Origin of the sequence: Streptomyces inhibens (assembly GCF_022221585.1) — a bacterium.
Classification (GTDB): Bacteria; Actinomycetota; Actinomycetes; order Streptomycetales; family Streptomycetaceae; genus Streptomyces; species Streptomyces inhibens.
On record NZ_CP084681.1, the window covers coordinates 294249 to 313521 of the forward strand.

Below are 19273 nucleotides of genomic sequence, written 5' to 3' on the forward strand. Positions count from 1 at the left end.
CTACCGATTTTGTCGGCCCGGCGCGGCTACGCTGCCGGCACACCCCCTCCTGTGCCGGAAGGACGTCCCCATGCCGCCCACGGATGCACACCCCGGCCCGCTGCGAGTCCTTGTCCTCGGCGCTTCCCTGCGGGCCGAATCGTTCAACGTCCGCCTGGCTTCCCTCGTGGGCCGCATGATGACCGAAGCCGGTGCCGCCGTCGATCTCGCCACGATGCGCGAATTCGAGATGCCGCTGTACGACGGTGACATGGAGGCCGCGGAGGGGTTGCCGGACGGCGCGCTGGCGCTGCGTGACCGGCTTGAGTGGTGCGACGCCTTCGTGATCGCCTCCCCCGAGTACAACGGCTCCGTGCCCGGGGTGGTGAAGAACGCGATCGACTGGGTCTCCCGGGTCCGGCCGCAGCCGTTCAAGACCAAGCATGCGCTGCTCGTCTCCGCCTCGCCGTCGCTGATCGGCGGCAATCGTGGGCTGTGGACGCTGAGGGTTCCGTTGGAGCACCTCGGCACCCGGGTCTATCCGGACATGTTCAGTCTTGCCTCGGCCCATCAGGGGTTCGCCGAGGAGGGGCAGCTGGCCGACACCGGGCTGCAGCGGCGCCTTGCGGAGACTGTTACCGCCTTCCTCAGTCTCGTCGAAGCGGATGCGCGCTATGTCTGCCTGCAACGCCGGTGGTACGAGTTCCTGGGAGATCGCACCGAGGCGACGGTCACGCAGCGGGCGGAGGACTGAGAGGGCGGCCCTTGAGCAGGTCGCCCACGGCCGCGATACCGGCTGTGATGGCCCGCTCGCCGACATTGCCGAATCCCAGGACCAGTTGAACCGGCGTGGTGGTGGATGGCTCGGTCGTGGGTGGCGCGGACGGAGGCGCCGTGGCACAGCAGGGGCTCATCCCGTACAGACCGACGGACCGGGCCTCGGCGGCGGCGATGAGGTGCTGCTCGTCGGTCGGTGCGGGCAGCTGTGCGACCGCGTGGAAGCCCGCCGCGAGGCCCGTCACCGTGACGTCGGGGGCGTGTTCGGCGAGCGCCGCCAGCAGCGCGGTGCGCCGGGCCGCGTAGGTCGTACGCATCCGGCGAAGGTGCCGGTCGAAGCGGCCGGATTCCATCATGGTCGCCAAGGCGAGCTGGTCGAGCGTGGGTGAGCCGCGATCGCTCAGCCGCTTGTTGTCGATGATCTGGTCGACGAGCGCGGGTGGGCACAGGAGCCAGCCGATGCGCAGCGCCGGCGCGAGCGACTTGCTGACGGTGCCGATGGCGATCACCCGGTCCGCGGCGAGCCCTTGCAGGGCGCCCACCGGTTCCCGGTCGTAGCGGAACTCCGCGTCGTAGTCGTCCTCGATGATCACGGCGTCCCGGCGCACCGCCCATTCGATCAGTGCCAGCCGTCGCTCGGGGGCGAGCACCACCCCGGTGGGCCACTGGTGCGCGGGCGTGACCACCACCGCGCGCGCCTCGGTCGCGGACAGGGCCTGGACGTCGATGCCGTGTGCGTCGACCGGGACGGGGATCGCCGAAAGGCCCGCCGCGGACGCCGCCGCGGAGACGGTGGCGGGTGAGCCGGGGTTCTCGTAGGCCACGGTGCGGATGCCGGTCCGGGCCAGGGCGCGCAGGGCCAGGCCGAGGCCCTGTGCGTAGCCGGAGCAGACCACGATCCGTTCCGGATCCGCCGCGGCGGCACGTACCCGCCGTAGGTATCCGGCCACGACGTCGCGCAGGTGTGCGTCGCCGCGCGGATCGCCGTAGTCGAGGGCCGCCGTCGGCATGGCCCGTGCCGACTCGCGCATCGCCCACAGCCAGTCGGCGAGCGGGAAGGACCGCAGATCGGGGACGCCCCACTTGAAGTCGGCCAGCAGGTGCGGACGTGCGGCGGGTGGTGGATCGGCGGTGGCAGGTGCTCCGCACGCGCCGGCGGCTACGCGGGTGGCGGAGCCGACGCGTGTGACGAGATATCCCTCGGCCTGGAGCTGGGCGTAGCAGTCCTGCACCAGGCCCCGGGACAGTCCGAGACTGCGGGCGAGTTCACGGGAGGACGGCAGTCGTTCGCCCACCTGCAGACGTCCGGAGCGGATCGCGTCCCGCACCTGGCGTTCCAGCTGCGAACGGAGCGGTTCGAGGCTCTCGCGGTCGAGGGCGAGGAAGAGGGCGGGCGACAGACCGGACCACTGCAGGGGCATGGAATTGGAGCTTATCGGTGGTCCGCCGGAAACCTAGCGTGCGCTGTATGACCACGTCGAAGGACTCGCAGACTCCCCCACCGCACCCGGGTCACGGACCCGGCCAGGTCGCTCCGTCCGCTCCCGCCGGTCCGCGCCCGCCGCTGGTGACAGGCGCCCTGATGCTGCGTTTTGTGAGCATGATCGGCGCCTCGGCCAGTTTCTTTCTGCTGTTGTCGGTCGTTCCGCTGTACGCCACGGCGTCCGGCGGGGGCGGCGGCGCCGCGGGGACGGCCACGGGCGCGCTGATGCTGTCCACGGTCGTCGGCGAGCTGGCGGCTCCCCGGTTCGTCGCCCGCCACGGCTACCGCGTGGCGCTGATCGCGGGCTTGTTCCTGCTCGGCGCGCCCGCGCTGGTGCTGACCGCTTTCCCGGGCATGGCATGGATCGTGACGGTGTGTCTGCTGCGTGGCCTGGGGTTCGCCTTCACGGTGGTCGCGGGGGGTGCGTTGACGGCCTCGCTGATACCGGCCGAGCGCCGTGGTGAGGGACTCGCGCTGGTCGGCATCGTGTCCGGTCTGCCGTCGCTGGTGGGTCTGCCGTTGGGCGTATGGCTCGCTTCGCGCGTGGGGTACACACCGGTTGCGGTCGCCGCGGGTGTGGTCGCGCTGATGGCGATCGTCGCGGTACCGGGTCTGCCCGACCGGGAGTTGATGTCGGGGCGGCCGGTCGGCATGGTCGCCGGATTCCGCATGGGGCAGCTGGTCCGGCCCGCCGTCGTCTTCGCGGCGACCGCTCTGGCGGCAGGCATCATCGTGACCTTCCTTCCGTTGGCCGTACCGCCGGCGTTCACCGGCGTGGTCGGCGTGGCTCTGTTCGTGCAGACCGCTGCATCAACGGTGGCCCGCTGGGCGGCAGGCCGTCATGGCGACCGGCACGGGCCTGCCGGTCTCGTCCTTCCCGGCCTGCTGGTCTCGGCCGTCGGAGTGCTGGTCACGGCGCTGACCGAGCACCCCGTCGCGGTCGTCGCCGGCGTGGCCCTGTTCGGCATCGGGTTCGGCATCACCCAGAACGCCACCCTGACGCTGATGTACGCCGGAGTTTCGGCATCCGGTTACGGGACGGTCAGCGCCTTGTGGAACTTCGCCTACGACGCGGGTATGGGCATCGGCGCGGTGGGGTTCGGGGTGCTGGCGGGGCGCACCGGGTATCCGTGGGCCTTCGTCCTCACCGCCGGGGTGATGCTCGGCGCCGTCGTCCCGGCATGGCGCGATCGGGTGACCGGCCGCGCCCGATCGGCCGGTCAGCCACACCCTTCTTGCTAACCGTCAGCTATGGCGTCGCGACCTAGTGTGCTCTTGGTGGTGATCGCGGCGTCCGCGATCGGCCGCCTCTCCGGGCTCCGCCGGGAGCCGCACACGTCCAGAAGGGATGACGCATGATCACCGATGCCCTGCGCGCGGAGTATGAGCACCGCTTCTCCATGTACGACACCGACGGCGACGGCTACCTGACGGTGCAGGACTTCACCGAACGAGCGCGGCGTCTGACCGAAGCGGTGGGCGAGCCGGCGGAGTCCGCCAAGGCGCAGGCGTTGCATGCCGGGATGCGCAACACCTTCGAGCAGCTCGCCGCCCTGACGAACGTCGACGTCGAGGGACGCCTGGATCTTGACCGGTTCATCGAGGCGTTCGCGCGGGCCGCCGGGTCGGGGGTGATCGGCAAGGTGGTGGGGCCGTCGGTCGCCGCGACCGTCGCACTGGCCGATGCCGACGGGGACGGTGTGGTGAGCCGGGAGGAGTTCACGGCTCTGCAGCGCGCGACCGGGTTCTCGGACGCTCAGGCGGAGGAGGCCTTCGCGGCGCTGGACCGGGATGGTGACGGGCGGCTGATGGTGGCGGAGTGGCAGGGGCTGGTGAGCGAGTAGCCGTCCCTCGGCGACACCGATGCGCTGCGGGCGGCCGGGTCGGGCGGCCGAGGTTCTGCCGCACGCCTTATGGCCCTGGGGCCCGCGGTGACCGTGCCGTGGGCCCCAGGGCCTGAGTGTCCGTACCCGGCTATCCGGTCCGGACCCCGCTCGTCCGCTCGTCCCGCGTCGTGGACGCGAGGTGGGGGGATGTCTGGAGCAAGGAGGCGGTGAGCGGGTGGCGGGGGTGGGCGAGCAGGTGGTCGGTCGGGCCCTGTTCGACGAGGCGGCCGGAGTCGAGCACGGCGATCCGGTCGGCGACGGTGGCGGTGTCGAGGTCGTGGGTGATCAGGACCAGGGAGAGGTCCGGGCGGGTGTGCAGGAGGTCGGTGAGGAGGGTGAGGAGGCCGCGGCGGGTGATGCTGTCCAGGCCGGAGGTGATCTCGTCGCAGATCAGGACCCGGGGGTGGGCCATGAGCGCACGGGCCAGCGCGGCACGCTGGAGTTCGCCGCCGGAGAGCTGCCCGGGCTTGCGGCGTACGAGGTCGACGGCGAGGCCGAGGGAGGTCAGGGTGCGCTCGGCCTCGGCCACGGCTTCCGACCGGGGGACGTGGCGCAGGCGTATCGCGGTGCGGGTCACCTGGTCGACGACCGGGCGGTGCTCGTCGAATGCGGCGCGGGCGTCCTGGAAGACGTACTGCACCGCGGCCAGTTGCCGACGGCTACGGGCACGGAGGCCGCGGGGCAGCGGGACGCCGTCGAGCAGGACCTCGCCGTCGTAGGTCCGGTGCAGGCCGGCCAGGCAGCGGGCGAGGGTGGTCTTGCCGCTGCCGGAGCGGCCCACGACGGCCAGGCCGCTGCCGGGGTGGAGGAGGAGATCGGTGCTGTGCAGGACGGTGGTGGTGTCGTGGCGGGCGGTGAGGCCGCGTATCCGCAGTACGGCCTTGCGGTCACCGGCGTCGGCGCCATCACCGCCGGCGCCGGCCGTCGTGGCCGTCGTTGTCTCCGGCCTGACCTCGGCGGAAGCAGGGGCGGAGCCCGGGGCGGAGAGGAGTTCGCGGGTCCAGGGGTGCTGTGGCGCGCGCCACAGCCGTTCCGGCGGGCCGGACTCCACGATGCGGCCGGCGCGCATGACATGGACCTCGTCGGCCAGCGCACGGACGACATCCAGGTCGTGGCTCAGGAGCAGTACGGCGATGCCCTGCCGGGACACGGCGGCCAGTTGAGCGGTCAGGTGACGCTTCGTCAGGGCGTCCTGTCCGGTGGTCGGTTCGTCCGCGACGACTGCCCGGGCGCCGGTCAGCAGGGCCTGTGCGAGGACGACGCGTTGCTGTTGTCCGCCGGAGAGCTGGTGGGGGTAGCGGGACAGCAGGGCTGCGCCGTCGGGGAGCTGGGCCCGGGTGAGCGCGCTCAGGATGCGTTCCTGGATGGCGGGGCGGCGGTCGCGGCGGGGCAGATGGCGTACCTGGGTGCGTGCGATGTCCTGGAGGAGGGCGGATATGGGGCGGGCGGGGTTGAGGACGGTGGCGGGGTGCTGGGGTACGTAGCCGACGATGCCCTCGGGGACGCGGATCTCGCCGGTCACCGTGGCGCCGGGCGGGTATGTGCCCAGCAGGGCGAGGCCGGTGGTGGTCTTGCCGCTGCCGGAGCCGCCGACCAGGGCGGTGATCTTGCCGGGCAGCATCCGCAGGCTCACCCCGTCGACGATCGCCCTGTCACCGATTTCGACGCGCAGGTCCCGGACCTGGGCGACTTCCTTCTCGTTCACTTCCTTCTTGTTCACTTCCTTCTTGTTCACGGACTGCTCTCCCTCATTTCCCCCGGCTTTTCCCCCGGTTGGCGGCCGGGCCGTACGCGCCTCTCACGCGTGGCCAGCGCCGCGTCGACCAACAGATTGACCCCCACGGTCAGCCCCACGATCAGCAGCGCCGGCACCACCACGGCCCAGGGCTGCACAAACAGCCCCGTCCGATTGCGGTCCACCATCACCGCCCAGTCGGCGGCGTCCGGTTCGACGCCGACGCCGAGGAAGGCCGCCGTAGCGACGAGATACAGCACGCCGGTGAGCCGGACCCCGGCGTCGGTGGCGAGGGTGCGCAGAGCCGAGCGGCCGACGTAGCCGACGGCCATCCGCCACCAGGTTTCGCCCTGCATACGCAGCGCCTCGACCGCGGGGCGGGAGGCCGCCTCGGCCGCGGTGGCCCGGATGAGCCGGGCGGCATCAGGGATGTTGACCAGGGCCACCAGGAGCGCGAGGCCCATCGGGCCGGGCGCGAGGACCGCCGCCACCAGCAGGATGAGGAGCAGGGACGGCACGGCGAGCACGACGTCCAGGGGCCTCATCAGCAGCTCTTCGAGCCAGGTGCGGTGGGTCAGTGCGCTGATCAGGCCCAGCGGTAGCGCCACCGCGTAGGCCAGCGCTGTCGCGGCGAGCGCGGTCACGACCACCGGGCGGCCGCCGAGCAGCACCTGCCGCCAGACATCCCGGCCGACGAAGTCGGTGCCGGCCCAGTGCCCACCGCCCAGGGTGAAGGAGGCGGCGCGCGGTCCGGCCTCACCGGCGAACAGCGGCCCGAGGAGGGCGAGGACGAGCGGGACGCCGATGATCAGCAGGGCGACGGCGAAGCGGCCGGGGCGCGTGCGGGCGGTGACGAGGGGTGGAGCTCCGGTCGGCGGAGCGCCGGTTGCCGGTGTGGTCATGCGGCCACCTGCGCACGGGGGGCGAAACGGTGGGCGACCACGTCCGCACCGAGGTTGAGGACGACGGCGGTGAGGCCGAAAACGATCGCGAGGCCCTGGATGACGGGGACATCGCGTTCCGCGACGGCGTTCATCAGGACCGTTCCGAGTCCGGGGATCACGAACAGGGCCTCCACGACGATGACGCCGCACAGCAGCCAGTCGACCGTGCGGGCGAGTTGCTGGGCAGCGGGCGCGAGGGCGTTGGGGAGGGCGTGCGCGTACCGGATGCGCGCGCCCGGGATGCCGTAGCGGCGGGCCTGCGCGGCGTACGGCGCGGCCAGCGCGTCGATCATGCCGGCGCGGACCAGGCGCGCCAGCGAGCAGACCGGCCGGGAGAGCAGGACCAGTACGGGCAGCACCAGCACCGCGGGATGGGTCGGCAGATCGGCGCCGTAGCCGACGGCGGTCGGCGGAAGCCAGCCGAGGCGCAGTGCGAAGACGGTGACCAGCAGGATGCCGAGGGCGAACTCCGGTACGGCGTAGACGGCCAGGGTCACGGCACTGATGAGGCGGTCCGTGAACCGGCCCTCGTGCCGGGCGGCCAGGACGCCCAGGCCACCGGCGACGGGCACCAGCAGGACGACCGTGAGCGCGGCGAGCAGCACGGTCGGGCCGAAGCCGTCGGCGAGGTACGAGCTGACGGGCCGGCCCGACACCAGGGAGGTGCCGAAGTCACCGTGCAGCAGGCCGGCCGCCCAGTCCGCCAGACGCTCGTAAGCGGGCCGGTCCAGGTGCATCGCGGTGCGGAGCGCCGCGATACGTTGGGGGTCGGGCTGATCGCCGGCGAGGGCGACCGCGGCGTCGCCCGGCAGCGCCTCGGTGAGGGCGAAGACGAGCAGTACGACGGCCACCAGCTGCCCTGAACCGAGCAGCAGGCGGCGCAGCAGCCACTGCCGCAGTCCGGTCATGCGAACCACACCTTGTCGAAGCGTGCCCAGTCCAGGGTGTTGGCGGGCGCCCGGTGTGCGACGCCTCGGACGGTGCGGGCGGTGCCGAGAATCCAGTCGGCGAATCCCCAGACGAGAAAGCCGCCTTCGGCGTACAGCCGGCGCTGCATGCGGGCGTAGACGGCGGCGCGGTCGTGGGTGTTCTTGGTGGACTGGGCCTCCCGGTAGAGCGCGTCGAAGTCCTTGTGCCGCCACTTGGTGGCGTTGGTGGTGGAGTTGGTCAGCAGCCGCTGGGAGAAGTGCGATTCGATGGGCATCGCGCCGGAGCGGTAGCAGGACAGGGTTCCGGAGTCGAGGGTGTCCTGCCAGTAGCTGTCCTTGCTGCCCATCGCCACCTTCACCTTCACCCCGGCCTTGGCGGCCTGGTCCCGGAAGATCGCGGCGGCTTCGGTGAACCCGGCGGCCACGGCGGAGGTGTCCAGGGTGACCTTCAGCCCGTCGGCGCCGGCCTTCTTCAGCAGGTGGCGGGCCCGGTCCAGGTCCTGTGCGCGCTGCGGCAGGCCGTCGGCGTAGTACTGGTAGCCCTTGCCGAAAAGGTCGTTGCCGATCTCGCCGGCGCCGGACAGTGCGCCGTCGACCAGCTCCTTGCGGTCGGCGATCAGGAAGAAGGCCTCACGGACCCGCTTGTCGTCGAAGGGCGCCCGGTCGGTCTTCATCGCGAAGCCCTGCATGGCGCTGTTGCGCAGCCGTACGATCTCGATCTGCCCCTTGCCCTCGTGCGCGCGGGCGGTGGTCGGCGTCAGCTCGTGGGCGTACTCGACCTGGCCGCCGAGCAGGGAGTTGATGCGCGCGGACTCCTCGTTGGCGACGACGAACTCCAGCTCGTCCAGGTGCGGTGCGCCGTCCCAGTGGTCGTCGTTGCGCCGGAAGACGGCGGACCGGCCGGGGGTGAACGACACAAAGCGGAAGGGGCCGCTGCCGACCGGCCGGTGGTCGAAGTCGTGGGCTCCTTCGGGGACGATGTACGCGCCGAAGGCGGCCAGCAGGTTGGGGAATTCGGCGGTCGGCCGCTTCAGTACGAAGGACACCGTCCGGTCGTCCACGGCGCGGCTCGCCTTGAGGTCGATGGGCTCCAGTGACGCCTTGGCGCGGAACGCCCGGGACGGATCGGCGATGCGGCGGTAGCTGTAGAGGACGTCGCGGGCGGTGACCGGCTTGCCGTTGTGGAAGGTCGCCTTGCGCAGCCGGACCGTCCAGCGGTCCAGGCCGGCGTTGGGCTCCCAGGAGGAGGCGAGCCGCGGTACGGCGGAGAGGTCGGCTCCGTAGTCGGCGAGCTTGTCGAAGAGCGCCTTGGCGCGGGCTGCGTCGGCGAAGAGGTTGGCGAGGTGCGGGTCGAGGGTCTCGCTCGCACCGCCGCCGGCGAAGGCGGCCCGCAGTCTGCCGCCGCGCCGGGGCTTGCCGCCGCTGTTGCCCGCATCGTCCGAGGTGCCGGAGCCGGAGCACCCGGCGAGGGCGAGCGCGCCGAGTCCGGCCATACCGCCGGCCGCGGCGAGGAACCCGCGGCGATGCAGGCCAGGGAAGGGGAGGCGGGAGGGGTTCACGGAGTCATCGGCAGGGGTGTGGTGCATGGCGGATTGGCATTCCTTGGTGTGCGGAGGCGGTTGGCGGTTGGTCGGCAGGAGCGGGGACGGGACGTCAGGTAGGGCGGGTCAGGCGTGCGACCAGGTGCAGCCGGTCCGCGTCGGCGGTCGGCCCCGGCATCGCGCCCTCCTTCCACGGCGGCTCGGTGCGTGGTCCCGGCCCGTCGTGCAGGTCGAGGACCTCGAAGCCGTGGGCGGCGAGGACGTACCGCAGTTCCTGGGGGAAGAGCAGCCGCCAGGCGGAGCGCTGCCCGACCGGCGGGGAACCGTCGTCGGCGGTCCACACCCGCGTACGGCGCAGTAGTTGCGCGGCCCGGTCGACGGACAGGGTGGTCGTGGACTCGTAGGTGACGCCCTGCCGGCTGAAACCGCTCACCGCCGGGGCGTCGAGCAGCTCCGTACGGCCCAGGAAGAAGGCTCCGTTGCGCATCTCCGCGACGAGCAGCCCGCCGGGCGCCAGCGCGCGCCGGCAGGAGGCGAGCAGCCCGTCCAGTTCGGCGTTGGTGTGGCAGTACAGCAGGGCGCTGTCCAGGCACACCACGGCGTCGAAGGAGCGCCGGGGGAACTGGAATCCGCGCAGGTCGGCACGGGTGTAGCGGGGCCCTGGGTGGTGGCTGCGGGCGTATGCCAGCATCGCGTCGGAGAGGTCGGCGCCGACGACCGAGCGCCCGGCCGCGTGCAGATACGCGGCGTCGCGCCCGGTGCCGCAGCCGAGGTCCAGGACCCGTGGGCCCGCCGCGTACCGCCGCAGACAGTCCTCGGCCCAGCGACCGGCCAGCCGCTCGGTATCGGGGAAGCGTGCCTCGTACAACTCCGGGTTGTCGGTGAGGAGGTTGCTGCCCTCGGCTGCGGTCTCATGCGTACGCATCTGTCCTCCTCACGCCGCCATCGAGACGGGAGCGACCCGCACCGGCAGTCCCCGCAGTCGGTGCAGCCAGGCCACTCCGGCCGCCGACAACAGTCCGCAGACCAGACAGCACGCCCAGGGCAGCCACTGCAGATGCGCGCGGTCGCCGGTGTCCATGGCCCAGCCGACGACGGTGTTGCCCACGGCCGCGGCGATCCCGGAGACCACGTAGAACAGTCCGAAGTAGGTGCCGGTGAGGTCGGGGCGGCCGAAGTCGGGGATCAGCTCCATCACGAACGGCTGGGCGATCATGACGCCCAGGTAGAGCAGCAGCACACCCGCCAGGACGGGCAGCGCGCGCAGCGCGGCGCCGCCGACCCCTCCGGGTGGTGTCCCCAGGCCCGCGACCGCCATCGGCGGTACGAAGGCCAGGCCCATCAGGCCGAGCCCCACGCCGATCCAACGCGCCCGGCTGCCACGTTCCTTCAGCGCACGGGTGATACGCATCTGGAGCGAGAGGTTGGCGACGGTGCCGACCAGGAAGACGAGGCCGGCCGCGCCCTCCCAGCCGGTGGCCCTGCGGGCGCCGTCGGGCAGCAGCAGATACAGCTGGTTCTCCAGGGTGAACATGCCGACCATCGCCAGCGCGAAGGCCATGAACACGCGATTGCCGACTACTTCGCGCCAGTCCCCCAGGACGCTGTTGGTGGCCGGGGCGACCTCACGTGCGGGCAGTACCACGGCCTGGGCGAGGGTGAGTACCGCGAAGATGGCGGCTGCGGTGAGGGCGGAGGCGCGGAAGTCGACCAGCAGCAGGGCGCTGCCCAGGAGCGGTCCGACCAGGGCCCCGGTGGTCGCGAAGACATTGAAGAGGGCGAACGCCTCGGCCTTGCGGTCGCCCGCCTCCTGCGCGAGGTAGGCGCGTACGGCGGGGTTGAACAGCGCCCCGGCCAGCCCGCTGAGGACGGACGCGGCGAGGAGCACGGCCAGGCTGTCGCCGAGCGCGAAGAGGCCGAAGCCCACCGTGCGCAGCGCGCAACCGGCGATGATCACGCCGCGGGCGCCGAGCCGGTCGGACGCCGAGCCGCCGATGAGGAACAGTCCCTGCTGGCTGAGGTTGCGGACGCCGAGCACGACGCCGACGACCGCGGCCGACATCCCCAGGTCCTCGCTCAGGTGCACGGCGAGGTAGGGAACGAGCAGGTAGAAGCCGGTGTTGACGCCGAGTTGGTTGATCAGCAGCAGGCGGATGGCGAGCGGGAAGCCACGTATCTCGTGCCAGGTCTTCATCGCGGTGCCTCCTCGCCGTCGGCCGGCCGTACGCCGAGGCCGGGCCGGTCGCCCGCCCGTACGGTGCCGTCGGTGCCGCCGATGCCGGTCCAGGGGTCGTGGGCGAGCAGGAGGTGCCCGTCGAGGTCGGTCCACCGGGCCCGGTGGGCGAGATGGACGGCGGGTGCGATGCCGAGGGTGCTGGCGGTCAGGCAGCCGAGCATCAGGGACGTGCCGCTGCCGGCGAGCAGATCGGCGATGCTCCGGGCCACGGTGACGCCGCCGCACTTCGCGAGCTTGACGTTGATGCCGTGTACCCGGCCGGCCAGCCGCCGGGCGTCCTCGATGCCGATCGCGTCCTCGTCGGCGATGATCGGCAGCGGTGAGTGTGCGGCGAGCCGGGCCAGTGACTCGGGGTCTCCTGGAGCCAGCGGCTGCTCGACGGCCTCGATGCCGAGATGCGCGTACCGGGGCAGCAGGGAGGTGGCCTGGGTGGTGGACCAGGCTCCGTTGGGGTCGAGCAGCAGCCGGGTGTGCGGTGCGGCGTTCCGTACGGCCAGGACGCGGGCCAGGTCGTCCTCGGGGTCGGGGGTACCCACCTTGAGCTTGAGGACGGTGAAACCGTGCCGCACCAGCCGGGCCGCCTGCTGCGCCGCCTCCCGCGGTCCGGTGATGCCGAGGGTGCGGGCGGTCGCGGCGACGGGCGCGGTGGGGGCGTCGAGGAGCCGGTGCACGGGGGTGCCGGCGCGCTTGCCGATGAGGTCGAGCAGCGCCGAGTCGACGGCCGCGGTGACCGCGGCGGGCGTGTCCCGCGCGGGCAGTTCGCCGGTGCGCAGGGCGTCGTGTGCGGTCTCGGGGTCGGCGAAGCGGGCGAGTTCCAGGGCGGTCCCGCTCAGCAGCCGTCCGAGGGTGGTGGCGTCCAAGCCGTAGTACGTACTGCTGACGGCCTCGCCGTAGCCGCGCTGTCCTTGGTGCTCGATGGCCAGCCATACGGCGTCACGGGCCGCCATCGTCGAACGGGAGATGCGCAGTGGCTCGGCGAGTTCGAGCCGTACGGTGCGCTGACTGAGCTTCACGGGGCCTCTTCGAAGTGGTCCTGGCGGGCGGGGTACGGGCCTGCGGCTGCGGGCGCATGCCGGTCGCGGCTTTCCTGGTGGCGGCCGGTGAGCGGGTCGGCCACCGTCCGGCATCTGACCCAGCCCGTCGCCTCGGCGGCCTGGGGGTGCGGGATCTCGACGGGGCGGGTGGCCGCGGCGGTCAGATCGAGCCCGTGCGCCGCGGCGAAGTCGTCGTCGAAGACGCTGCCGAGGTAGCGCTGTGGCCCGTCGGGGAAGACCGTGGCGACGACGGCACCGGGGTGCACACGGGCGGCCCAGGCCGCGACGAGCGCGACCGCGCCGGTGCTCCAGCCGCCGCTGACGAAGTTGGACCGGGCCAGGCGGCGGCAGGCGCCGGCGGACTCGGCCGGCCCGACCCAGTGCACTTCATCGAACGCCTGGTAGGCCACATTGCGCGGATGGATGCTGCTGCCCAGGCCCCGCATCAGCCGGGGTCTGGCGGGCTGGCCGAAGATCGTCGAGCCGGTGGCGTCCACACCGATCAGCCGCAGCCGCGGCCAGTGCCGGCGCAGCGGGCCGACCACGCCCGCGCTGTGGCCGCCGGTGCCGACGCTGCACACCAGGACATCGAGATGGTCCAGCTGGGCCGCCATCTCGGCGGCCAGCGAGGCGTAACCGGCAATGTTGTCGGGGTTGTTGTACTGGTCGGGCCAGTACGCGCCGGGCAGCTCGGCCAGCAGCTGCCGCAGCCGGGCCAGCCGGGCCGCCTGCCAGCCGCCCTCGGCGGCCGGGCGGTCCACCAGCTCCAGTCGGACTCCGTACGTCCGCAGCAGCTGCCGCATCGAGGGCTCAAGCTCGGTGTCGCCGACCAGCACGACGGGGTGGCCGAGCGCCTGGCCCGCGAAGGCGAGTCCGATGCCGAGGGTGCCGGAGGTGGACTCCACGACCGGGGCACCGGGCCGCAGTTCGCCGCGTTGCGCGGCGCCGCGCAGCATGGACACGGCGGCGCGGGCTTTCATGCCGCCGGCGCCGAGCCCTTCGAGCTTGGCCCAGAAGCCGGGGTGCGGGCAGGGCAGATCGGCGGTGATCCGGGCGAGCGGGGTGCGGCCGAGCAGGCCGAGCAGCTCCCGGTTGGCGGTGGGGTGCAGGACGGCGGTGGTCACCGGGCGGCTCCGGGGGCCGCGCTGCCGCCGTAGCGGTGGATGATCCCGGGCCCGCCGTCGAGCCAGAAGAACGGGTACGGCTCGGCGCACACCGCGCTCACCCCGGCGCCCAGGAAGCGGGGCAGCACCGCGCTGCCGGTCTGGGCGAACATCACCAGTGGCATGCCGTGCCGCAGCGCGTGTGCCCGCAGCGGCTCGAAGGTGCCGTTGCCCAGCGTCATCCCGGAGGCGAGCACCGCGTCGCAGCGCGGCAGCTCCGCGAGCGCGTCGGTACGGATCGGCTCGCCCCACTCGGTCGTACCGCCCTTGAGATCGCAGGGCAGGTACGAAAGGCCGCGCTCACGCAGCGCTTCCAGCAGGGAGTTGACCACGCCCACCACGAGTACCCGCGCGCCGGGCGGGGCGTCGATGAGGTGGACGACGGCCCGCGCCCTGGCCCGCGACTTCCTGAGCGAACTCCCGGCGGGCAGTGACCACGGCCGCGCGCCGTTCGCGGGCGTGTGCGGCAGGACGTGCATCAGATACGCGTCGAGGGCGGCCACCCGCACCGGGCGCAGCTCGTGCTCCAGGAGGCGGGCGACATCCGCGCCGACACAGTCCTCGATCGCGGCCTCCGGCAGCTCGCCGGGTTCCAGCGCACAGGAGCCGACCGCCGCGCCCAGCCGCAGGGTCAGCACTTCATTGCGGTAGCCGCCGGTGCGCCCTTCATGGCGTACGGCCTGCCGGGTGCTGAAGGCCACGGCGATCCGCTGGGTCTCGGGCGTGGGACCGAAGTCGCCGCGCAGGACGCCGGCGACGAGGTCGTCGTACGAGGCGGCGGTGGGCCCGGCGCCGGAACGGGGCGCCCCGGTCGGAGTGATGACGGTCTTGACGGTGCCGGTCATCGGTTCACCACCCGCGGACAGAGCGCGGACAGCAGGGCCTCAACACGCCCACGGGCTCCGGGGCCCGTGGCATCGCCGGCCATGACATGTCCCAGGTAGGCGTTGTTGCTGTCGGCCGGCTTGACCGCGCTGCCGGGCTCGGCGAGCTGGAGTTCCAGCACCTCCGGTGCCTCGCGCACAAGGTCGGCGCCGTCGACGGCCTCCAGGACGCCCGCGGTGCGCGGCACCAGGAATCCGATCGCGGCACTGCGCAGCCCGGTGTCCCGTCTCCGCAGATCGGGCGGGTGGCCCAGCGCCACGTCCACGCAGGCGGCGGCGATGTCGCTACCGGTCACATGGCGGATGAGTTCGGTGATGCGGTTCCCGGCGGGGCGCGGGTTGACCTCGACCACGCGCGGCCCGTCGGGGGTCAGCTTGATCTCGGTGTGCGCGACGACATCGTCGAGTCCGAGTGCCTTGAGGGCCTGCACGGCGGTCTGCTCGGCGGCCGTTGCGTCGGCGGCCGTGAGGGCGGCGGGAAACATATGGCCGGTCTCGATGAAGGCCGGTGCCCCGCCGACGCTCTTGTCCGTCACTCCCACCACATGGGTGCGGCCCTCGAACGTCACGGTTTCCACGCTGACTTCGGGGCCGTGCAGCAGCTCTTCGAGCAGCACCAGCGGCGCACGGCGCTGGCCACGCGCGTTGACGGGGAAGTCGTCGAGCGCACGGTGGGCGCGGACCAACTCCTCCTCGTCGTCGACGCGTCGTACGTACATCCCCGCGCACAGGTCCACGGGCTTGAGCACCAGCGGGTAGCCGAGCTCCGCCGCCGCGACGACGGCCGCGGACCGGTCCGCGCAGACCGCGAACCGCGGTCCGGCCACTCCGGCGTGGGCGAGCGCCCGGCGGGTCGCGTCCTTGCGGCAGGCGTTCTCGACCGCTTCGGGCGAGGGGCCCGGCAGCCCCAGGCGGTCGGCGATCCGGGCGACCGTGGGGAGGTAGTAGTCGCAGGAGGTGATCACGCCGTCGAACCCCAGGGCCTTGTGCAGGCGGTCGACGGTCGGCAGCAGGGCGTCGAGGTCATTGGTGTCGGCGGTCAGCACATTGCGGGCCCCCAGCAGGGGATGGGCGGTGCCTTCGGGCGCGGAGCGCAGGTAGTGGTGCACATCGCGGGTGAGGAAGGTGAACTCGTGCCCGCCCTCGCGGATCGCTCGTGGGAGCAGCCTGCTCATCGCTCCGACCCAGCTCTCGACCATCAGCAGATGAGCCACGGTTTCCCTTCGTCGTCAACGTGGTTGGGGTCCTTGGACGGGCCGCCGGGGCCCTTGCGAGCACCCCGGCGGCTTGACCGGCCGCCACTGTAAACGATAATCATTTTCATTGCCACTGGCTGCGCGGCCGTCACCGCCGCCCCACCGCCGCTCCTGAATGCGAGACCTGTGATCCCCGCCCCTTCCCGCACCGGCCTGCTCTGCGCGCTCACCGCCACGGCCGCCCTCCTCCCGGCCGTGCCCGTACACGCCGCTCCCCCGGCCCCCGCGCTCCACTTCGGCGCCTGTCCGGCCTCCGTGCCGGATCCGCCCGCTCCCGCACATGTGGAGTGCGGCCGGCTCAGCGTCCCGCTGGACCGGAGCCGTCCGGACGGCAGGCAGATCCACATAGCCGTCTCCCGTGTCCGCGCCGACGGCCCACCGGCCGAGCGGCGCGGAGTGCTGCTGGTGAACCCCGGCGGGCCCGGCGGCGCGGGCCTCCCGTATGCCGTCACCAAACGGGCCAAGCTCCCCGAGAGCGTGCGGCGTTCCTACGACGTCATCGGCTTCGACCCGCGCGGCACCGGGCAGAGCACGCCCGTGCAGTGCGGCCCGATGGGCGGCCTCTTCGACAGCCCCGGCCAGGACCCCGTACCGGCCGGCCGCGCGGCCGAGCGTGCCTACCTCGATACCCTGCGGCGGACCGCGGACGACTGCGCCGCCGGTGCCGGAGCGGCCCTGCCGTATCTGTCGACCACCCGGACCGCCCACGACATGGACGCGATCCGCCTCGCTCTCGGCGAGCGGCGGATCAGCTTCCTCGGCGTCTCCTACGGCAGCTATCTCGGCGCCGCGTACGCCGCTCAATTCCCGCGGCACATCGCGCGGATGGTGCTGGACAGCGTCGTCGGGCCTTGGGGGTGGTACGACTTCGACCGTAAACAGAGTCGGGCGCTGCTTCGCCGGCGCGCGGAGTTCCTGTCGTGGGTTGCTGTTCACTCGGGGCGGTTTGGGCTGGGCGGTAGTGGTGATGTGGTGCGGGCGGCCTACCAGCGGGTGCGCGATGGGCTTGCCCGGCGTCCGGTCGAGGGCTTCGGGGCGGCGGAGTTCGACCGCGCCGTCTACCGGGCGCTGGGCCGCACCGAGCGCTGGGCCCCACTCGCCGACGGCATTCGCGCCTACCTGGACAACGGCAGCACCGCACGGCTCCGCCCCGCCGAACCCTTCGACGGCGCCGCGTCACGCACGTACGAGGCGGCCAACCGCACGGTCAAGTGCGCGGACAGCCACGCTCCCACGCCCGGGCGCGTGGTCGCCGACATCCGGCGGATCCGGCGGCTCGACCCACAACCGGTACTCACGGGCATGGAGGCGTCGGTCTGCGCCTTCTGGCACCACCGGCCCGTGCACAACACTCCCCTCGGCAGTGCCGAGGCGCCCCCGGTGATGCTGATCGCCTCCGAGCACGATCCCGTCACCCCCATCGAGGGCGCGCACGCACTGCGGCGGCGGCTGCCGGGCTCCCGTCTGATCACCCTGCACCACGACTACTCACACGGGGTGTTCGCCAGCCGGGGCAATGCCTGCGTGGACGGCGCGGCGGCGAAGTACCTGGTCGACGGGGTGGTACCGAGCACCGACGTGCACTGCCTCGGGCCGGGGTTGCCAAGTCCGTAACCTGGCCGACCAGGCTTTCGATTCTCGGGTAGAACCGTCCTCATGCATCAACCACTCACCATCCACCGCATATTCGGCGGCCGTCCGTACGCCGAGATCGGGTTCCCCACTACAGCCGTACGCGACGAGCGGCTCGGCCTGCTCGCGATCGGCGGGGCGCTCGGCACTATGCAGTGGCCCGGCTGGGATGCGGCACGGGGCTGGACCCGGTCGAGGGTCGGGGTCTACACAGCGGACGGGGCACGCTGCCACCATCTGCTGCGGTCCCACTGGCCGGTGAGCGTATTGCGGTTCCATCCGAGCCTGCCGCTGCTCGCGATCGGCACCGGCGGCTGGAGTCAGGAGGGTGAACTGCTGCTCCTGAACCTCGATTCCGGCAAGGTCGTCTCCGTGATGGAGGGGCGGTATCGGCACATCTGCGGCCTGCGGTGGCTCGACGACCGGACGCTGGAGGTCTTCCTGGCACCGGACGACGAGGAAGACCTCGACGACGATGGCCCGGATGCGCTCCGGTACGTCATCGAGTGCGAGGACTGGACCGCTGCCACCGACGGGATGGTGGCAGCGGAGGAGCTGCCGTGGGGCCCGCCCGATGCGCGGATACCTGACGCGCCGGACAACCTCCGCCGGGAGCTCGCGCATCTGGCCTGGACGCCCTGGGCGCCTCGGCAGCTCGTCTGGGCGGTGGAACCCCTGGACGACGGCCGCATCCTGGCCACGCTGGACGGGATACAGCTGGAGTGCTGGAGCCCGGACGGGATACGGGAGTGGGCCGTCGCGGGCCAAGACGGTGGCCGGGAGATCCTGCTGACACCGGACCGGCGCTCGGCGTGGGTCAACACCAGCGGCCGGACACGCTGGGACGGAGACGGCTGGCACGAGCGGCCGTACCCGATCGACCGGCTGTCCGTCGACGGCGGCGCCGTTCTCGACACCGTCGACCCCGGCTTCGCCGTCGCCTGCGTCGCCCGTCACGACGGCTGGCTGGCCCTGCGCGACTGCCGGCACCACGTCGAACGCCCCGTCACGGTGCTGGTCTCCCCCGGCCATCGCGAGGCAGCCCGCCTGGAGCTGGGCGGCTACGACCTGTTCAACCATCACCTCCCGGTCCGCCACAGCCCCGAACTCCTCTTCCTGCAAGGGGATCCGCACCGGCACTCGGCGGAAAATTGGGTCGTGCGGGTGGACCCACCGGACGGCGCGGCGCCTCCCCAGGTCCACAGACTCTTCCCGCTCGAATGGGACAGCGCCCGCAATGCGCACCTGGTCGGCGGTCCCGCCGTCCATCTCGACGACGCACACGGCCCGGCCCTCGTCCACGCCGGCACCTTCCCCTATCCGCACGGCCTCCGGCCCGGTGATGCCTTCGTCACCCGCCGGCGCCTGCCGGACGGGGCACCCGCGTGGGTGTTCCTGGCCGACGCACAGGCGACGGCGATGGACACCGATGGCGAGACGGTGTACGTCGCCTACAACTCCGGCGAGGTGGTTGCCCTGCATGCGGGCGAGGGGACCGTACGCCAGCGGCGCCTGCTGTCCATCGACGGCATAGTGGCGGACCCGCTCTCTCTCACCGTCGCCGGGCCGGGCCGACTGCTGATCGGCACCGTCGACGGACGCATCGTCGACTGCGGAATCTGACCGAGGGCCCGGGCACCTGCGCCGCTGGGCAGCACGCATCGGGCCGTCACTTACGCCCTCACTACAGCTTCGTCAATAGTGTCCGCAGAAACGATCAAAAGTGATAATTATTCGACCAGGTTCATCACAAGCTCTGTACAGAATTATCAGGCCGAGCTTCCCATCCAAGCG

The 19273-nt window shown here is 72.3% G+C and carries 16 protein-coding genes; 5 read left to right on the forward strand and 11 right to left on the reverse strand.

The genetic code is table 11. The features are described 5' to 3' along the window. Window positions 1-70: 70 nt before the first annotated feature. Entirely contained in the window at window positions 71-733 is a 663-nt protein-coding gene (locus tag KI385_RS01415) for an NADPH-dependent FMN reductase (protein ID WP_238570408.1), read from the forward strand. Here KI385_RS01415 and pdxR read toward each other — a convergent pair. After that, window positions 711-2177, reverse strand: coding sequence for a MocR-like pyridoxine biosynthesis transcription factor PdxR (pdxR, locus tag KI385_RS01420; protein WP_238570409.1), 1467 nt, complete (start codon window positions 2175-2177; stop codon window positions 711-713). The genes KI385_RS01415 and pdxR overlap by 23 nt on opposite strands. Window positions 2178-2224: 47 nt before the next feature. On the opposite strand from pdxR, the gene KI385_RS01425 reads away from it, so the two are divergent. After that, window positions 2225-3481 carry an MFS transporter gene (locus KI385_RS01425; protein WP_238570410.1) on the forward strand — a complete coding sequence of 419 codons (1257 nt, stop codon included), beginning with the start codon at window positions 2225-2227 and terminating at the stop codon, window positions 3479-3481. A gap of 113 nt (window positions 3482-3594) precedes the next feature. Next, on the forward strand, window positions 3595-4083 hold the full coding sequence (locus tag KI385_RS01430) for an EF-hand domain-containing protein (RefSeq protein ID WP_238570411.1): 489 nt from the start codon (window positions 3595-3597) through the stop codon (window positions 4081-4083). A 130-nt stretch (window positions 4084-4213) separates the two neighbouring features. Here KI385_RS01430 and KI385_RS01435 read toward each other — a convergent pair whose 3' ends face one another. The 10 genes from KI385_RS01435 to KI385_RS01480 all read right to left on the reverse strand — a co-directional run bounded on the left by KI385_RS01435 (window position 4214) and on the right by KI385_RS01480 (window position 15805). Further along, window positions 4214-5860: an ABC transporter ATP-binding protein gene (locus KI385_RS01435; protein ID WP_238570412.1), complete on the reverse strand. Its 1647-nt coding sequence runs from the start codon at window positions 5858-5860 to the stop codon at window positions 4214-4216. Continuing rightward, window positions 5857-6762 (reverse strand): ABC transporter permease, encoded by a 906-nt coding sequence (locus tag KI385_RS01440; protein ID WP_238570413.1) that lies wholly within the window; start codon window positions 6760-6762, stop codon window positions 5857-5859. Before KI385_RS01440 ends, KI385_RS01435 begins: the two co-directional genes overlap by 4 nt. Beyond that, complete coding sequence (locus tag KI385_RS01445) at window positions 6759-7712, reverse strand: ABC transporter permease (RefSeq protein WP_238570414.1); 954 nt, start codon at window positions 7710-7712, stop codon at window positions 6759-6761. Before KI385_RS01445 ends, KI385_RS01440 begins: the two co-directional genes overlap by 4 nt. Further along, window positions 7709-9319: an ABC transporter substrate-binding protein gene (locus tag KI385_RS01450; protein ID WP_238570415.1), complete on the reverse strand. Its 1611-nt coding sequence runs from the start codon at window positions 9317-9319 to the stop codon at window positions 7709-7711. The genes KI385_RS01445 and KI385_RS01450 overlap by 4 nt, the downstream gene beginning before the upstream one ends. A gap of 67 nt (window positions 9320-9386) precedes the next feature. Continuing rightward, window positions 9387-10199, reverse strand: coding sequence for a class I SAM-dependent DNA methyltransferase (locus KI385_RS01455; protein WP_238570416.1), 813 nt, complete (start codon window positions 10197-10199; stop codon window positions 9387-9389). A gap of 9 nt (window positions 10200-10208) precedes the next feature. Further along, entirely contained in the window at window positions 10209-11468 is a 1260-nt protein-coding gene (locus KI385_RS01460) for an MFS transporter (RefSeq protein WP_238570417.1), read from the reverse strand. Beyond that, complete coding sequence (locus KI385_RS01465) at window positions 11465-12523, reverse strand: mandelate racemase/muconate lactonizing enzyme family protein (protein WP_238570418.1); 1059 nt, start codon at window positions 12521-12523, stop codon at window positions 11465-11467. The genes KI385_RS01460 and KI385_RS01465 overlap by 4 nt, the downstream gene beginning before the upstream one ends. After that, window positions 12520-13668 carry a PLP-dependent cysteine synthase family protein gene (locus tag KI385_RS01470; RefSeq protein ID WP_281066768.1) on the reverse strand — a complete coding sequence of 383 codons (1149 nt, stop codon included), beginning with the start codon at window positions 13666-13668 and terminating at the stop codon, window positions 12520-12522. Before KI385_RS01470 ends, KI385_RS01465 begins: the two co-directional genes overlap by 4 nt. After that, window positions 13665-14552 carry a Rossmann-like domain-containing protein gene (locus KI385_RS01475; RefSeq protein ID WP_238570419.1) on the reverse strand — a complete coding sequence of 296 codons (888 nt, stop codon included), beginning with the start codon at window positions 14550-14552 and terminating at the stop codon, window positions 13665-13667. Before KI385_RS01475 ends, KI385_RS01470 begins: the two co-directional genes overlap by 4 nt. Then, entirely contained in the window at window positions 14549-15805 is a 1257-nt protein-coding gene (locus KI385_RS01480; RefSeq protein ID WP_238570420.1) for an ATP-grasp domain-containing protein, read from the reverse strand. Before KI385_RS01480 ends, KI385_RS01475 begins: the two co-directional genes overlap by 4 nt. 168 nt (window positions 15806-15973) lie before the next feature. Here KI385_RS01480 and KI385_RS01485 point away from each other — a divergent pair, with 168 nt between their 5' ends. Both KI385_RS01485 and KI385_RS01490 read left to right on the forward strand, forming a co-directional pair. Next, window positions 15974-17461 carry an alpha/beta fold hydrolase gene (locus KI385_RS01485; protein WP_238570421.1) on the forward strand — a complete coding sequence of 496 codons (1488 nt, stop codon included), beginning with the start codon at window positions 15974-15976 and terminating at the stop codon, window positions 17459-17461. A gap of 42 nt (window positions 17462-17503) precedes the next feature. Further along, complete coding sequence (locus KI385_RS01490; protein WP_238570422.1) at window positions 17504-19102, forward strand: hypothetical protein; 1599 nt, start codon at window positions 17504-17506, stop codon at window positions 19100-19102. The last annotated feature ends 171 nt before the right edge of the window (window positions 19103-19273 follow it).

What these genes read in the sequence shown, in the direction of transcription:
- KI385_RS01440 (WP_238570413.1), bottom strand. Translation starts at nt 6,762, where the DNA reads ATGACCACACCGGCAACCGGCGCTCCGCCGACCGGAGCTCCACCCCTC.
- KI385_RS01445 (WP_238570414.1), bottom strand. Translation starts at nt 7,712, where the DNA reads ATGACCGGACTGCGGCAGTGGCTGCTGCGCCGCCTGCTGCTCGGTTCA.
- KI385_RS01475 (WP_238570419.1), bottom strand. Translation starts at nt 14,552, where the DNA reads ATGACCGGCACCGTCAAGACCGTCATCACTCCGACCGGGGCGCCCCGT.
- KI385_RS01455 (WP_238570416.1), bottom strand. Translation starts at nt 10,199, where the DNA reads ATGCGTACGCATGAGACCGCAGCCGAGGGCAGCAACCTCCTCACCGAC.
- KI385_RS01490 (WP_238570422.1), top strand. Translation starts at nt 17,504, where the DNA reads ATGCATCAACCACTCACCATCCACCGCATATTCGGCGGCCGTCCGTAC.
- pdxR (WP_238570409.1), bottom strand. Translation starts at nt 2,177, where the DNA reads ATGCCCCTGCAGTGGTCCGGTCTGTCGCCCGCCCTCTTCCTCGCCCTC.
- KI385_RS01425 (WP_238570410.1), top strand. Translation starts at nt 2,225, where the DNA reads ATGACCACGTCGAAGGACTCGCAGACTCCCCCACCGCACCCGGGTCAC.
- KI385_RS01430 (WP_238570411.1), top strand. Translation starts at nt 3,595, where the DNA reads ATGATCACCGATGCCCTGCGCGCGGAGTATGAGCACCGCTTCTCCATG.
- KI385_RS01415 (WP_238570408.1), top strand. Translation starts at nt 71, where the DNA reads ATGCCGCCCACGGATGCACACCCCGGCCCGCTGCGAGTCCTTGTCCTC.
- KI385_RS01450 (WP_238570415.1), bottom strand. Translation starts at nt 9,319, where the DNA reads ATGCACCACACCCCTGCCGATGACTCCGTGAACCCCTCCCGCCTCCCC.
- KI385_RS01460 (WP_238570417.1), bottom strand. Translation starts at nt 11,468, where the DNA reads ATGAAGACCTGGCACGAGATACGTGGCTTCCCGCTCGCCATCCGCCTG.